Raw genomic sequence first — 15,695 nt, 5'->3', positions numbered from 1 at the left:
ACCCCAAAGCCCGGCTATAACAGCCTGATCACGTGATGGCATCGGGAAGCCCCGCCCGTCAATTCGGCACCCGTGATCGTGCCATCATCGAGCATCGATCCACCAGTGGAGTCCGAGTTGGGAGGGCGCGTGGCGATGGAGGCCGGCCCTCGCGACACGGAGCAGCGCGGCACAGAGCATGACGTGCCGTCACCGCGGGACACCGCGGGACGGCTGAGTCCTGACGGGCCCGACGAACAGGACGTGACCCCCGAGGTCGAGGTCGAGCTGCGGCCCACCCGCAAGCTGCGGATCTGGCAGCTCGCCCCCATCGTCGTACTGGCCGCGGTCGGCTCGCTGATGTTCGCCTTTCCCCTCGCCTTCGAGTTCGGCGACGGTGGCGCCATCGTCGCCATGCTGGGTCTCCTGATCAGCTGCTGCGCGGCCGGCTGGGGCATGATGGCCGCCCGCCGCGTCGGGCACACCTGGCCGGGCCTGCCCTCCCGCGGCTCCGGCGCCCGTCCCGACTGGCGGGTGATCGCGCTGTACGTGGCGACCGGCGCCGCCCTGGTCGCCCTCGCCGTCTGGCGCGTGGACCGACTGCGCTGACCCGGGGGTGCACGCCCCGCGCCGGGACGGCGCGCGGTTGCACGAGGCCGGGCGGCGCCGGGGCCGGGGCCGGTCGCGGACCCGGCCACAGGGTCCGCTCGTGCGGGTTGTCGGCGCCGCCTCGTACAGTTGGCCTGTGAGCACCTCGCAGATCGCCTTCCTCAAGGGTCACGGCACCGAGAACGACTTCGTGATCGTCCCGGACCCGGACAACGCCCTCTCGCTGCCCGCCGCCGTCGTCGCCCGGCTCTGCGACCGCCGGGCCGGCATCGGCGGGGACGGCCTGCTGCACGTCGTGCGGTCGGCCGCACACCCCGAGGCGCACTCCATGGCGGACGCGGCCGAGTGGTTCATGGACTACCGCAACGCGGACGGCTCGATCGCCGAGATGTGCGGTAATGGCGTACGGGTCTTCGCCCACTACCTCCAGCGCGCCGGCCTCGTCGAGGAGGGCGACCTCACCGTCGCCACCCGGGGCGGCCCCAAGCGCGTGCACCTCGCGAAGAACGGCGACATCACGGTCTCCATGGGACGCGCCCTGCTGCCCGAGGAGAGCGTCACGGTCAGCGTCGGCGACCGCAGCTGGCCCGCCCGCAACGTCAACATGGGCAACCCGCACGCGGTCGCCTTCGTCGACGACCTCGATCACGCCGGCGACCTGTTCACCGCCCCGCCCGTCAGCCCCGGCGCCGTCTACCCCGACGGCGTCAACGTCGAGTTCGTCGTCGACCGGGGACCGGGCCACGTCGGCATGCGCGTCCACGAGCGCGGCTCCGGCGAGACCCGCTCCTGCGGCACCGGCGCCTGCGCGGTCGCCGTCGCCACCGCCCGCCGGGACGGCGCCGACCCCGCGACGACCGGCCTCCCCGCCACCTACCGGGTGGACCTCCCCGGCGGCACCCTCGCCATCACCGAGCACCCCGACGGCGCGATCGACATGACCGGGACCGCGGTGATCGTCGCCGAGGGCGTCATCGACCCGGCCTGGCTCGAAACCTCCTGAGGAATGGCTCACGCGAAACCATGACCGACCCGAGCTTCGCTCGAATGGGTGATCCGTTTCACGCTGGGCGAGAGCGGGTCTGCGCCACGTGGTGGGGTCGATAGCATCAAGCACCGGTCCCGAGGGGCATCCGCTCCTCGCCAGCGCCGGTCGACGTCGCCGGAGGTGCCCATGAGTGCAGAGGCCGCCGATCCGGGCGCTCCCCTACGCAGGCGGAGCCGCCCCCGGATCGATCTGCGCAGACTGGGCCGGGTGGCACTGCTTGGCCCGGTCTCCCGCGACCGGCTGCCCGACGCCATCGGACATGTCGCCGAGGCGCACCGCGCCCACCACCCCGACGCCGACCTGACCATCCTGCGCCGGGCCTACGTCCTCGCGGAATCCTCGCACCGCGGCCAGATGCGCAAGAGCGGCGAGCCGTACATCACGCATCCGCTGGCCGTCACCCTGATCCTCGCCGAGCTCGGCGCCGAGACCACCACCCTCACCGCCTCCCTGCTCCACGACACCGTCGAGGACACGGAAGTGACGCTCGACCAGGTACGCGAGCAGTTCGGCGACGAGGTCTGCTATCTCGTCGACGGCGTGACGAAGCTGGAGAAGGTCGACTACGGCGCCGCCGCCGAACCGGAGACCTTCCGCAAGATGCTCGTCGCCACCGGCAACGACGTCCGGGTCATGTCGATCAAGCTCGCGGACCGGCTGCACAACATGCGCACCCTCGGCGTGATGCGCCCCGAGAAACAGGCCAGGATCGCCAAGGTCACCCGGGACGTCCTCATCCCGCTCGCTGAACGGCTCGGCGTGCAGGCGCTCAAGACCGAGCTGGAGGACCTTGTCTTCGCGATCCTGCACCCCGAGGAGTACAAGCACACCCGCGCCCTGATCGCCGCCGCGGCCGGCCCGGACGCCCCCCTCGACACCATCGCCGACAACGTGCGGGGCACCCTGCGCGACGCGGGCATCAGCGCCGAAGTCCTCATCAGGCCACGCCACTTCGTCTCCGTGCACCGGGTCCGCAGGAAACGCGGCGAACTGCGCGGCACCGACTTCGGCCGACTGCTCGTCCTCGTCACCGAGGACGCCGACTGCTACGCCGTCCTCGGTGAACTGCACACCTGCTTCACCCCGGTGATCTCCGAGTTCAAGGACTTCATCGCCGCCCCCAAGTTCAACCTGTACCAGTCGCTGCACACCGCGGTCGTCGGCCCCGGAGGCGCCGTCGCCGAAGTCCTCATCCGCACGCACCGGATGCACAAGGTCGCCGAGGCGGGCGTCGTCGCACTGGGCAACCCGTACGCCCAGGACGCCGCCACCCCGCCGAGCGAGCCGTCCGACGAGCGCGCCGACCCGACCCGGCCCGGCTGGCTCTCCCGGCTGCTGGACTGGCAGGAGTCCGCCACCGACCCCGACACGTTCTGGACCACCCTGCGCGACGACCTCGCCCAGGACCGCGAGATCACCGTGTTCCGCACCGACGGAGGCACCCTCGGGCTGCCCGCCGGGGCCAGCTGCGTCGACGCCGCCTACGCGCAGTACGGCGACCGGGCGCACACCTCCATCGGGGCCCGGGTCAACGGCCGCCTCGCCACCCTGAGCACCGTCCTCAGCGACGGCGACACCGTGCAGCTGCTGCTCGCCCAGGACACCGCCTCCGGTCCCTCGCCCGACTGGCTCGACCACGCGCGCACCCCCACCGCCCGGATCGCGATCACCGGCTGGCTCACCGACCACCCCGAAGAGGCGAAGCCCACTCCCTCGACGATGACGTCCCTGTACGACGGCGGACCCGGCCCGGCCGAGCCCGCCTCCCCGGAGCGCGACGCCCAGGCCACCGCGCCGGCGCGCACCCGGTCCGGCCCCCGCGCCACCGGCGTCGTCGTCGACGGGCCGGACGCGCCGGTGCGCCTCGCCGGCTGCTGTACGCCGGTGCCCCCCGACGAGCTGACCGGCTTCGTCGTTCGCGGTGGCACCGTCACCGTGCACCGCCGCGAGTGCCCCGCCGTGGCCGCCATGCAGGAGATCGGCCGCGCCCCGGTCGGGGCACGCTGGGCCGACGCCGAGGGCCGGGAATCCGACGCGGGCTGCCGGGTCACGCTGGTCGCCGAGTCCTTCGGCCGCCCCCGGCTCCTCGCCGACCTCACCGAGGCCATCGCCACCGCCGAGGCGGCGATCGTCTCCGCCACCGTGGAACCGCCCAGCGAGCAGCGCGTCCGCCACACCTACACCCTCCAGCTCCCCGACGCGGCGGGCCTTCCCGCCCTGATGCGCGCCATGCGCGAGGTCGCCGGGGTCTATGACGTCAGCCGCGCCCAGCACCCGGCCCCCGCCGGCTGAGACGCCCGGACCCTCACCAGCGGCCCCGGCCGACCGAGCCGCCCCCACGGGAGCGGCGCGCACCGGAAGCGGCCCGGCCCGAAGCGGCGTGTACCGGCCGGCCGAACCGCTCCTCCCACACGTGGGCGTTCGCCCTCTGCACCACTCGCCGCGCCGCGATATGCAACCGCTTTTCCCACGCGTGGGCCGTTCTCGTTCGAGTGGTGCGGCGCGCGGCTCCCCGGCCGGGCGACGACGCGCTGATAGCCGTAGTCCATGCCGCTCCTCACTCGCAGCCTGCGCGCCGCCCTGCTGACGACCGCCTCGGCCACCCTCGTCGCCGCCACCCTGCCCGCCCCCGAACCCCTGGGGATCGGCGACCGGCTCTTCCCCGAGCTGGGCAACCCCGGATATGACGTCCTCGCGTACGACATCGCCTTCACGTACCACGGCCGCAACACCGAGCCCCTGGACGCGGTCACGAAGATCAGGGCCCGCACCACCGCCCCGCTGGACCGGATCAACCTCGACTTCGCCCGGGGCACCGTCCAGGGGGTCGAGGTCAACGGACTGGCGGCCGACTTCGGCAGCAAGCACGAGGACCTGGTCGTCCAGGCCCCCCGCCGCCTCCCCGCGGGCGTACCGCTGAGCATCACCGTCCGGCACACCAGCGACCCGAGCGGGTCCGGGGACGACGGCGGCTGGGTCCGCACCGCCGACGGTCTCGCCATGGCCAACCAGGCCGACGCCGCCCACCGCGTCTTCCCCGGCAACGACCACCCCTCCGACAAGGCGTACTTCACCTTCCGGATCACCGCCCCCGAGAAGCTGACGGCGGTCGCGGCCGGCCTGCCCGCGGGAAAGACCCGGCGCGGGGCCACGACCACCTGGACCTACCGCACCGAGCACCCCATGGCCACCGAGCTGGCCCAGGTCTCCATCGGCAGCTCCGCCGTGTTGCACCGCACCGGCCCGCACGGACTGCCGGTGCGCGACGTCGTCCCGGCCGCCGACCGGAAGAAGCTGGAGCCCTGGCTGAAGAAGACCCCGGCCCAGCTGGAGTGGATGGAGAAGCAGGTCGGCCGCTATCCCTTCGAGACGTACGGGGTGCTCGTCGCCGACAGCCCCATCGGCTTCGCCCTGGAGACCCAGACGCTGTCCCTGTTCGGGAAGTCCTTCTTCACCGAGCCCGGCTACCCGGAGTGGTACGTCGACTCGGTGATGATCCACGAGCTGGCCCACCAGTGGTTCGGCGACAGCGTCTCGCCCGCGAGCTGGTCCGACCTGTGGCTCAACGAAGGACACGCCAGCTGGTACGAGGCCCGGTACGCCGAGGAGAACGGCGGCGGGACCCTGGAGCGGCGGATGCGTGAGGCGTACAAGCTGTCCGACGGCTGGCGCGCGGACGGCGGCCCGCCGGCGCATCCGGACGGCCCGGCCCCGGGGCAGAAGCTCAGCCTGTTCCGGCCGGTCATGTACGACGGCAGCGCGCTGGTGCTCTACGCCCTGCGCCAGGAGATCGGCGAGGCCGCCTTCGACCGGCTGGAGCGCACCTGGGTCCGGGTGCACCGGGACTCCACGGCGACCACCGCGGACTTCACCCGGCTGGCGTCCGGCATCGCGGGACGGGACCTGTCCGCCTTCTTCGACGGCTGGCTGTACGGCGAGAAGACCCCGCCGATGCCCGGCCACCCCGACTGGAGCAGCGCGAAACCCGCGTGACGGGCCCGGTGGGGCCGTGCCACTATCGACGCGTCGGCGCGGCGGACCGCACCGGAGTTCCCGGCAGGGAATCATCCGGGAAGATCACACGTTGTGACTGACGTAAAGACTTCTATCGACGTAAGGATCCAATGACCTCCTCTTCTTCCCTTCCCCAGGACGCGCAGGACGCGCAGAGCGCCACGGAGAACACCACCGAGAGCCTCACCGAAAGCCTTCGGGCCGACGCCCTGATGGAAGAGGACGTCGCCTGGAGCCAGGAGATCGACGGAGCGCGGGACGGCGATCAGCTGGACCGCTCCGAGCGTGCCGCGCTGCGACGCGTGGCCGGTCTCTCCACGGAGCTCGAGGACGTCACCGAGGTCGAGTACCGCCAGCTGCGCCTGGAGCGCGTGGTGCTGGTCGGCGTCTGGACCTCGGGGACGGTGCGCGACGCGGAGATCTCCCTCGCGGAGCTCGCCGCACTCGCCGAGACGGCGGGCGCACAGGTGCTGGACGCGGTGTACCAGCGGCGCGACAAGCCGGACCCGGCCACCTACATCGGCTCGGGCAAGGCGCTGGAGCTCCGTGACATGGTGCTCGAATCCGGTGCCGACACCGTCGTCTGCGACGGTGAGCTGAGCCCCGGCCAGCTGATCCACCTGGAAGATGTCGTCAAGGTGAAGGTGGTCGACCGGACCGCCCTCATCCTCGACATCTTCGCCCAGCACGCCAAGTCCCGTGAGGGCAAGGCGCAGGTCTCGCTGGCCCAGATGCAGTACATGCTGCCGCGCCTGCGCGGCTGGGGTCAGTCGCTCTCCCGTCAGATGGGCGGCGGCGGTTCCAGCGGCGGTGGCGGCATGGCCACCCGTGGTCCCGGTGAGACCAAGATCGAGACGGACCGGCGACGGATCCGCGAGAAGATGGCGAAGATGCGCCGGGAGATCGCGGAGATGAAGACCGGCCGCGAGATCAAGCGGCAGGAGCGCAAGCGCCACAAGGTGCCCTCCGTCGCCATCGCCGGATACACCAACGCCGGCAAGTCCTCGCTGCTCAACCGCCTGACCGGGGCCGGTGTCCTGGTGGAGAACGCCCTGTTCGCCACCCTGGACCCGACCGTCCGCCGGGCCGAGACGCCGAGCGGCCGCATCTACACCCTGGCCGACACCGTCGGGTTCGTCCGGCATCTGCCGCACCACCTGGTCGAGGCGTTCCGCTCCACCATGGAGGAGGTCGGCGAGTCCGATCTCATCCTCCACGTGGTGGACGGCTCCCACCCGGTGCCGGAGGAGCAGCTCGCCGCGGTGCGCGAGGTGATCCGGGACGTCGGCGCGGTGGACGTACGCGAGATCGTCGTGATCAACAAGGCGGACGCGGCGGACCCCCTGGTCCTCCAGCGGCTGCTGCGCAACGAGAAGCACGCCATCACGGTCTCGGCTAGGACCGGCGCCGGAATCGACGAGCTGCTCGCGCTCATCGACGCCGAGCTGCCCCGTCCGTCCGTCGAGATCGAGGTGCTCGTGCCCTACATCCAGGGGGCTCTGGTCTCCCGGGTGCACGCCGAGGGCGAGGTGCTCTCCGAGGAGCACACCGCCGAGGGCACCCTGCTCAAGGCCCAGGTCCACGAGGAGCTGGCCGCGGAGCTCGGGACCTTCGTCCCCGCCGCGCACTGACGTATCCGGGACCGCGCGACAGCCGGAAGGCCCGGCCCCGACTCTCTCCGGAGAGTCGGGGCCGGGCCTTCGGCGTACCGTCGGCGGCCGGGGTTACCGGCCGGCGAACTTGTCGCTCATCATCGTGAAAGTGCGTCGGGCGTCGTCGTCGAGCCGGGGGCCGGCCCGGCCGGCCCGAAGTGACCGGGCCGATCGAGGTGTTGGACACCAGCGTCGACTTCCCGTCCGGTCCGGCGACGAACCAGCCGCCGCTGGAGGAACCGCCGGCCATCGTGCAGCCGATGCGATACATGGTCGGGGTCCCCGGGGCGATCGAGAGCCGGCCGGGCAGCCCAAGAGGCCCCCGTGCCGACGATCCGCTGGATCTTCGGAGCGTCGAAAAAGACCGGCAGCGCGTTGCCGACCGTCTCCTCCAGCGACTTCGTACCGTTCTCGGGCTTCACATGCAGGACCGCGTAGTCGGACCTGCGGCTGAACGCGGAGCGGTCGTGCATTCTGTCATGTACTTGTCATGCTTGATTCCGGGGCCCGTCGCGGATCGACCGCGACCCCTGGCCGGCTACTGCCGTACCGGGGGCCGCGGTCGATATGCGTGATCCCGTGATCCCGTGATCCCGTGATCCCGTGATCCCGTGATCCCGTGATTTCGTGCGGAGGGTGGGTCCGTCGCCGGAAGCCGGGACCTACTGGCCCGCGTACTTCTCGCTCACCGCGCGGTAGATGCCCTCGGCCTCCTTGCCGAGCCGGGGCCCGGCCAGCCAGCCCGCGGTGACCGGGCCGATCGAGGTGTTCGAGACCAGGGCGGGCTTGCCGTCCTGCCCGGCCGCGACCCAGCCGCCGCCGGAGGAACCGCCGGTCATCGTGCACCCGACGCGGTACATCGTGGGCTGGTCCTGGAAGACGGAGAGCCGACCCGGCTTGCCCTCGCACTGGAGCAGCTTCTGACCGTCGAACGGCGGCGCGGCCGGGTAACCCGTGGCCGTCATGGCGTCGATCTCCGGTACCGCGGGAGCGTCGAACTCCACCGGCAGCGCCGAACCGACCGTCTCCTCCAGCGACTTGCCGCCCGCGCCCTTCTCCGGCGTCACGTGCAGCACCGCGAAGTCGTACGGGGCGCCCTGGCCGCCGACGGCCGCGCCCTCGGCGATCCACTGCTCGGAGGTCTGGGCCCACTGGCCCCACCACACACCGTAGGGAGCGATCTTCTCCTTGGGCGCGGTCTCCAGCTCGGCCAGCGACAGGCCGTCGTTGTTGTACGCCGGGACGAAGGCGATGTTGCGGTACCAACCGCCCTTCTTGCCCGCGTGCACGCAGTGCCCGGCCGTCCACACCATGTTGGACTTGCCGGGGTTCGCCGGGTCCTTCACCACGGTCGCGGAACAGACCATCGACCCCTGCGGGCCGTCGAAGAGCAGCTTCCCGGACTCGGGAGCGTTGTCGTGGTACGGCGTCGCGACACCGGCGGCCTGGACCGGAGCCGGCGTCGGGTCCGTCACGCCGTCGTCGCCGGAGATGTCGTTGTCGACCGGGTTCTCCGGGGGCTTGTCGGCCCCCCGCATCCGGTCCGGGTCCCACAGGCCGTCGATGATCGGGTTGACGAAGTCCTTGGCCTCACGCAGCCACTTGTCCCTGTCCCAGTTCTTCCACTCCCCGTCCCGCCACTTGTCGGGGTCGATCCCGTGCTCCTTGAGACGGTTCTTGAGGTCGTCCGGGATGACGACCTTGCCGTCGGACGACTGGCCGGCCGAGGCGCTGGGCGTACCGCCCGCGTTGTCCTCCTCCGGACCGCACGCCGTGGCGGTGAGTGCCAGAACGGCGGCGACGGCGGTCGCGGCGAGCGCGGTGGAGGGCATGCGCCGTGCGCGCCTCCCGCGCCGTGCGGTATCGGTCGGGCGAATGGGTCGCATCTCGTGATCCCCCTGGGACTTCGTCACTCGGTACTCGTGCTGTTTCGCGGACACTCCGGGCGCCGGAACAGGTGCTCCGCGCCGCTGTGCGGCCCCCACTATGCCGGTGCCGATGGTGACGGTACGAGGCAGGTCCGCGGTTCCGTCGCCGCGAGGATGTTCCGATGTACCCGTGATCCATCGCGGACGGCGTCGTTGGTACGTACGGGGGACACCAGGACAGCGTTCACGCCCTCGGTGCGTCCACGCGAGAACGTACCGACGTGCAACGCAACTGTTACCGCAGGAGGATCAAGAGCCGTGTCCGTGACCGAACCCGCTCCGGTGGCGCCGCCCTCCGCACACGAGGGCATTCTCCGCCGCCAGACCCTGCGCGAATCGGCGGCCCGCACCTACGCGCGGTCGCTGCCGATCGTCCCGGTGCGCGCCCGCGGGCTCACCATCGAGGGCGCGGACGGACGCCGCTACCTCGACTGTCTCTCGGGCGCCGGCACGCTGGCCCTCGGGCACAACCACCCCGTCGTGCTCGAAGCCATCCGGAAGGTCATCGACTCCGGTGCGCCCCTGCACGTGCTCGACCTCGCCACCCCGGTCAAGGACGCCTTCACCACCGAGCTGTTCTCCACCCTGCCGCGCGAGTTGGCCGACAACGCCCGCATCCAGTTCTGCGGCCCGGCCGGCACGGACGCCGTCGAGGCCGCGTTCAAGCTGGTCCGCGCCGCGACCGGGCGCACCGGCCTGCTGGCCTTCACCGGCGCCTACCACGGCATGACCGCCGGGGCCCTGGCGGCCTCCGGGGGCGCCACCGACGTACGGGTGACCCGGCTGCCCTTCCCGCAGGACTACCGCTGTCCGTTCGGGACCGGCGGCGAACGCGGCGCCGCGCTCGCCGCCCGCTGGACCGAACACCTGCTGGACGACCGCAAGGGCGGGGTCCCGGCCCCCGCGGGAATGATCGTGGAGCCGGTCCAGGGCGAGGGCGGCGTCAATCCCGCCCCCGACTCCTGGCTGCGCCGCATGCGCGGGATCACCGAGGACCGCTCCATCCCCCTCATCGCCGACGAGGTGCAGACCGGGGTCGGCAGGACCGGTGCCTTCTGGGCCGTCGAACACAGCGGCGTCGTCCCCGACGTGATGGTCCTCTCCAAGGCGATCGGCGGCTCCCTGCCGCTGGCCGTGATCGTCTACCGCGCTGAACTGGATCTTTGGCAGCCGGGTGCCCACGCGGGTACGTTTCGTGGCAACCAGCTCGCCATGGCGGCGGGCGCGGCCACGCTCGCGTACGTCAGGGAGAACCAACTGGCGGACCGCGCTGCGGTCCTGGGGGCCCGAATGCTCGCCCGTCTGAGGGAGCTGCGGGCACATCACCCGGGAATCGGTGACGTACGGGGGCGTGGACTGATGATCGGCATGGAGCTGGTGGATCCCGAGCGCGCGCCCCTGCCCGCCGAGGCAGGCGACGACCACCCGGCCCCGCCGCCCGACCCGGCGCTCGCCCTCGCCGTCCAGCAGGAATGTCTGCGGCGCGGCCTCATCGTCGAACTGGGCGGCCGCCACGACGCCGTGGTCCGCCTCCTGCCGCCCCTCACCCTCACCGACGAGCAGGCGAGTGCCGTCGTCGACCGTCTCGCCGACGCGCTGGCAGCCGCGACACGCTCCCCGCACCGTCGGACCACCGCCGGGCCGACCACCTGAACCCGGAATCCCCACAAGGAAGAACGCCGTGAACCCCACCCCCGCGTCCGAGGCCGACGGCCAGGGCACCCCCCAGCACCGAGGGCAGGACGGACCGGCCGCCCCCGGCACGGTCGAGGCGACGACCGTGCCCCGCCAGAAATCCCCGCGCGATCCCGACCCCGCCGCGTACGCGCCCGGTCCGGACCTCCGCGTTCGGACAGGCCAGGGCCCGGGCCCCGACGCCCTCGACGACCCGGACCCGCTGCGGGCCGCCGACGCGGCGGGCACGGAGAGCCTCCTGCGGTGCTGGACCCGGGAGAGCGACCTGCCCCGCCCCGACGGCGACACCCTGCGCATCGCCTTCCCCGCCAGCGGCACCGCCCTGCTCGTCCCCGTCCCCTACTGGTCCGCCACCGGGGCCCACCGCTTCGGCGCACCCGTCCTGGAGAACGCCCCCGCCGGTGCCCCGCACGCCGACGCCGCCACCGTCGCCGTCCTCATCGGCCGTGAGGGCGGCGAGAGCGGCGCGGGCGATCTGGTCGCCCGGGTCGCCGACTCCGTACGCCACACCGCCGGCTTCATCGACCAGCGGCGGCGCGACCCGGCGGACCCCGCCGAGGCCGACCTCTTCCTCACCGCCGAACAGTCCCTGCTGCTCGGCCACCCCCTCCACCCCACGCCCAAGAGCCGCGAAGGCCTCTCCGAGTCGGAGTCCCGCCGCTATTCGCCCGAGCTCCACGGGTCCTTCCCGCTCCACTGGTTCGCCGTCGACCGGTCGCTGACCGCCACCGACTCCGCCTGGACCGAAGGCGGTCCGGCCACCGCCGACGAACTGCTCGCCCCGCACGCCCGAGGGCTGAGCCTGCCCCCCGGCACCGTCGCCGTACCCGTGCACCCCTGGCAGGCCGCCGATCTGCTCCACCGCCCCCAGGTCCGGGCCCTCGTCGACACCGGCCTGCTCCACGACCTCGGCCCCCACGGCGAGCACTGGCACCCCACCTCCTCCATCCGCACCGTGCACCGCCCCGGCGCACGGGTGATGCTCAAGCTCTCCCTCGGCGTACGCATCACCAACTCCCGCCGGGAGAACCTCCGCAAGGAGCTGCACCGGGGCGTCGAGGTCCACCGACTCCTGTCGACCGGACTCGCCGAGCGCTGGCAGCGGGAGCACCCCGGCTTCGACATCGTCCGGGACCCCGCCTGGCTCGCCGTCGACGACCCCGAGGGCGCACCCGTCATGGGGCTCGACGTCATGCTCCGCCACAACCCCTTCGGCCCGGGCGACGACGCCGCCTGCATCGCGGGACTGACCGCGCAGCGCCCCCGGCCCGGCCGGCCCGGCATGCGCTCCCGGCTCGCCGAGGTCGTCTCCGGCCTGGCCGCCCGCACCGGCCGCGGCGCCAACGCCGTCTCCACCGAATGGTTCCGCCGCTATCTGCACCACGTCGTGCGCCCCGTCCTCTGGCTCGACGCCCATGGTGGAGTCGCCCTCGAAGCCCACCAGCAGAACACCCTCGTCCTCCTCGACCCGGACGGCTGGCCCGTCGGCGGCCGCTACCGGGACAACCAGGGCTACTACTTCCGCGACTCCCGCCGCGACGAGCTGGAACAGCGGCTCCCCGGCATCGGCGCCGTCAGCGACACCTTCGTCTCCGACCCGGTCACCGACGAGCGGTTCGCCTACTACCTCGGCATCAACAACGTCCTCGGCCTGATCGGGGCGTTCGGCGCCCAGCGGCTGGCCGACGAGCAGGAACTCCTCACCGTCCTGCGCCGATTCCTCACCGATACCGCGGAACTGGGCTCACCCCTGCCCGCGTATCTCCTGGAGAACCGCCAACTGCGCTGCAAGGCCAACCTGCTGACCCGGCTCCACGGGCTCGACGAGCTGGTCGGACCGGTCGACACCCAGTCCGTGTACGTCACCATCGCCAACCCGCTGCACAGCTGAGCGCCAACCGCCCCGGGCGGGTTCCGGCCGCATCCGCTCCGGAGACGCCCACCGACCGCACCCGGTCCAGAGAGGAGAGCGCCACCGTGCCTCCCGCCGAACCCTCAGCGGAACCCGACGCCGTACCGGCCGACCACGACTCCGCCGAACGGTCCGGCACCGAACGGTCGGGCACCGAACGGTCGGGCACCGAACGGTCCGGCAGCCGCGCGGATGGCAGCCGCCTGGACGGCAGTGCCGGCGTCGAGGACACCCTCGACCTGGAGCTCACCGAGGAGCTCCTCGCCCTGATCGCCGAGGAGCGAAACGCCGGGGCGGCCCGGACCCGGGTCACCCACGAGCTGCTGGGCGACCCGGGGGCCTGGTCTCCCGCGACCACGGCGGCGGGAGAGTTCGCGCTCGTCCCCGTCCGGCCGGAGCGTGATCTCGCCGTCGTCAGCCGCTGGATGAACGATCCTGCCGTGGCGGCGTTCTGGGAGCTCTCCGGACCCGAGTCCGTCACCGCCGACCACCTCAGGCTCCAGCTGGAAGGGGACGGACGCAGCATCCCGTGCCTGGGCGTGCTCGACTCCACACCCATGAGCTACTGGGAGATCTACCGCGCCGACCTCGACCCCCTGGCCCGCCACTACCCCGCCCGCCCCCACGACACCGGCGTCCACCTCCTCATCGGGGGCGTGAACAACCGGGGGCGGGGCGTGGGCACCACCCTGCTCCGCGCCGTCGCCGACCTCGTCCTGGACAACCTTCCGCGGTGCGGACGGGTCGTCGCCGAGCCGGACCTGCGCAACACCCCCTCCGTATCCGCGTTCCTCAGCGCCGGTTTCCGCTTCTCCGCCGAAGTGGATCTCCCCGACAAACGCGCCGCGCTGATGATCCGCGACCGAACGTACCGAGCCCAGCTGTGACTTACTCGCCGCACTTTCCACACCGCTCGAACCTCATAGGTTCCATCCGGAGGAGTCCCCGTGCCGATATATCCCGCGAGCCGTGAATCAGCCGAGTCCCCGCAGCTGTTCAGCCCTCCGGAGCTGAACCGAGAGATCTGGGACCGTGCCGCCGCACGGCTCCTCGCCAAGATGCTCGGCGAGTTCGCCTACGAGAAGATCATCGAGCCCGTCCCGGCGCCCGGGACCGGCGGACACCACCGGCTGACCCTCGACGACGGGGGAGCGCTCGCCTTCACGGCCCGGCGCGGCGTCTACGGCAGCTGGCGCGTCGACCCTGCCTCGATCGAGGTCACGACGGGGCCGCCGGCCGCCCACGCCAACGGATCACCGGCCGCCGCGAGCGCCGAGGCGCAGCCCAACGGCTCGGCCGCCGACACCCGGCCGTTCCGCGACCCGCTGACGTTCCTCACCCGCGCCCGGGTCCTCCTCGGACTCGACGGCACGACGCTGGGCCACCTCATCCGCGAGCTGACCCTGACCCTGTCCGCAGACGCCCGGCTGGACCACACCGCGCTCACCGCGGACCGGCTCGCCGCCCTGGACTACGCGGAGCTGGAAGGCCATCAGACCGGTCACCCCTGGCTGGTGGCGAGCAAGGGACGGCTCGGCTTCTCCGCCGCCGACGCCGCCCGCTTCACCCCCGAGACCCGCAGCCCGCTCCGGCTGCCGTGGATCGCGGTCAGCACCCGCATCGCGCAGTACCGGGGCGTGGGCCGCGTCGGCACCCCCGAGCAGCTGTACGCCGGCGAGCTCGACCACGACGTCCGGGACGCCTTCGCCGACGTGCTGCGGGCCCGGGGGCACGACCCGCGGGACTACCTCTACCTCCCCGTACACCCCTGGCAGTGGGACGAGTGGATCGTGCCGCTCTTCGCCCCGGCCATCGCCGACGGCGACATCGTGGCCCTGCACACCGACGGGGACGCCCGCCTGCCGCAGCAGTCCATCCGCACGTTCGCGAACGTGGAACGGCCCGAGCGGCACACCGTGAAGCTCCCGCTCTCCATCCTCAACACCCTGGTCTGGCGCGGCCTGCCGACCGAGCGGACCCTCGCCGCCCCCGCGGTCACCGCCTGGGTCCAGGGGCTGTGCGAGGACGACCCGTTCCTGCGCGACACCTGCCGGGTCGTCCTCCTCGGCGAGGTCGCCTCCGTCGCCGTCGAGCACCCGCTGTACGACCACCTTCCCGAAGCGCCCTACCAGTACAAGGAGATCCTCGGCGCGATCTGGCGGGAGCCACTGCCGCCCCGCCTCGCCCCGGGCGAGAAGGCCCGCACGCTCGCCTCCCTCCTCCATACGGATCCGGCGGGCCGTGCGTTCACCGCGGAGCTGGTCGAGCGCTCCGGCGTCTCCCCGGAGGCCTGGCTGAAGCGGCTCTTCGCCGCGCTCCTGCCGCCCCTGCTGCACTTCCTCTACCGCTACGGCACCGTCTTCTCCCCGCACGGCGAGAACGCCATCGTCGTGTTCGACGAGAACGACGTGCCCGTACGGCTCGCCATCAAGGACTTCGTCGACGACGTCAACATCAGCGCCCACCCCCTGCCGGAGCACGCCACCATGCCCGACGAGGTGCGCGCGGTCCTCCTCACCGAGGAGCCGTCGTTCCTCACCCAGTTCATCCACTCCGGCCTCTTCGTGGGGGTCTTCCGCTATCTGTCCCCCCTGTGCGAGGAGCAGCTCGGCGTCTCCGAGGACGCTTTCTGGTCACTCGTCCGGGCGGAGATAGTCCGCCACCACGCCCGTTTCCCGGAGCTGAAGGAGCGGTTCGAGCTGTTCGACATGCTCACCCCCGAGATCGAGCGCCTCTGCCTGAACCGCAACCGCCTGCTCGTCGACGGCTACCGGGACCGCGCCAGCCGCCCGCACGCGGCGATCCACGGCACGGTCCCCAACCCGTTGCACCCCTCCGCCCGCGTCCGGGAGTGATCG

At 72.3% G+C, this 15,695-nt stretch carries 10 protein-coding genes and 1 pseudogene; 9 read left to right on the top strand and 2 right to left on the bottom strand.

The genetic code is table 11. The features are described 5' to 3' along the window. The first annotated feature begins 135 nt into the window (after positions 1-135). The 5 genes from N7925_RS07610 to hflX all read left to right on the top strand — a co-directional run bounded on the left by N7925_RS07610 (position 136) and on the right by hflX (position 7,281). Positions 136-588 (top strand): hypothetical protein, encoded by a 453-nt coding sequence (locus N7925_RS07610; RefSeq protein ID WP_265603796.1) that lies wholly within the window; start codon positions 136-138, stop codon positions 586-588. A gap of 136 nt (positions 589-724) precedes the next feature. After that, positions 725-1,591, top strand: a complete 867-nt coding sequence (dapF, locus tag N7925_RS07605) for a diaminopimelate epimerase (protein ID WP_274343434.1) — start codon at positions 725-727, stop codon at positions 1,589-1,591. 171 nt (positions 1,592-1,762) lie between these two features. Further along, a complete protein-coding gene (locus tag N7925_RS07600) occupies positions 1,763-3,928 on the top strand; it encodes a RelA/SpoT family protein (protein WP_265598939.1) in 2,166 nt (721 codons plus the stop codon). Between the two features lie 255 nt (positions 3,929-4,183). Next, positions 4,184-5,629, top strand: a complete 1,446-nt coding sequence (locus N7925_RS07595; protein WP_274343433.1) for a M1 family metallopeptidase — start codon at positions 4,184-4,186, stop codon at positions 5,627-5,629. A 131-nt stretch (positions 5,630-5,760) separates the two neighbouring features. Continuing rightward, entirely contained in the window at positions 5,761-7,281 is a 1,521-nt protein-coding gene (gene hflX, locus N7925_RS07590) for a GTPase HflX (RefSeq protein ID WP_274343432.1), read from the top strand. Between the two features lie 93 nt (positions 7,282-7,374). Here the strand turns inward: hflX and N7925_RS07585 are convergent. Together N7925_RS07585 and N7925_RS07580 are read right to left on the bottom strand one after the other, a co-directional pair. Further along, a pseudogene (locus N7925_RS07585) lies at positions 7,375-7,742 on the bottom strand (hypothetical protein); the annotation flags it as partial. A gap of 222 nt (positions 7,743-7,964) precedes the next feature. Beyond that, positions 7,965-9,134, bottom strand: coding sequence for a trypsin-like serine peptidase (locus tag N7925_RS07580; RefSeq protein ID WP_265598937.1), 1,170 nt, complete (start codon positions 9,132-9,134; stop codon positions 7,965-7,967). Between the two features lie 354 nt (positions 9,135-9,488). Between N7925_RS07580 and N7925_RS07575 the strand changes: the two genes are divergently transcribed. The 4 genes from N7925_RS07575 (at position 9,489) to N7925_RS07560 (ending at position 15,692) form a co-directional block, all read left to right on the top strand. Further along, positions 9,489-10,883, top strand: a complete 1,395-nt coding sequence (locus N7925_RS07575; protein ID WP_274343431.1) for a diaminobutyrate--2-oxoglutarate transaminase family protein — start codon at positions 9,489-9,491, stop codon at positions 10,881-10,883. A 28-nt stretch (positions 10,884-10,911) separates the two neighbouring features. Next, positions 10,912-12,816: an IucA/IucC family protein gene (locus N7925_RS07570; protein WP_274343430.1), complete on the top strand. Its 1,905-nt coding sequence runs from the start codon at positions 10,912-10,914 to the stop codon at positions 12,814-12,816. Between the two features lie 86 nt (positions 12,817-12,902). After that, positions 12,903-13,724, top strand: a complete 822-nt coding sequence (locus N7925_RS07565) for a GNAT family N-acetyltransferase (RefSeq protein ID WP_265598934.1) — start codon at positions 12,903-12,905, stop codon at positions 13,722-13,724. 60 nt (positions 13,725-13,784) lie between these two features. Beyond that, the gene (locus tag N7925_RS07560; RefSeq protein ID WP_274343429.1) at positions 13,785-15,692 is read left to right on the top strand and encodes an IucA/IucC family protein; all 1,908 of its coding nucleotides are present in this window, start codon (positions 13,785-13,787) and stop codon (positions 15,690-15,692) included. The last annotated feature ends 3 nt before the right edge of the window (positions 15,693-15,695 follow it).

Origin of the sequence: Streptomyces sp. CA-278952, from assembly GCF_028747205.1 — a bacterium.
In the GTDB taxonomy this organism is placed as follows: Bacteria; Actinomycetota; Actinomycetes; order Streptomycetales; family Streptomycetaceae; genus Streptomyces.
Note: the sequence above shows the minus strand (reverse complement) of the source record. Positions and strands in the feature narration are given on the sequence as shown.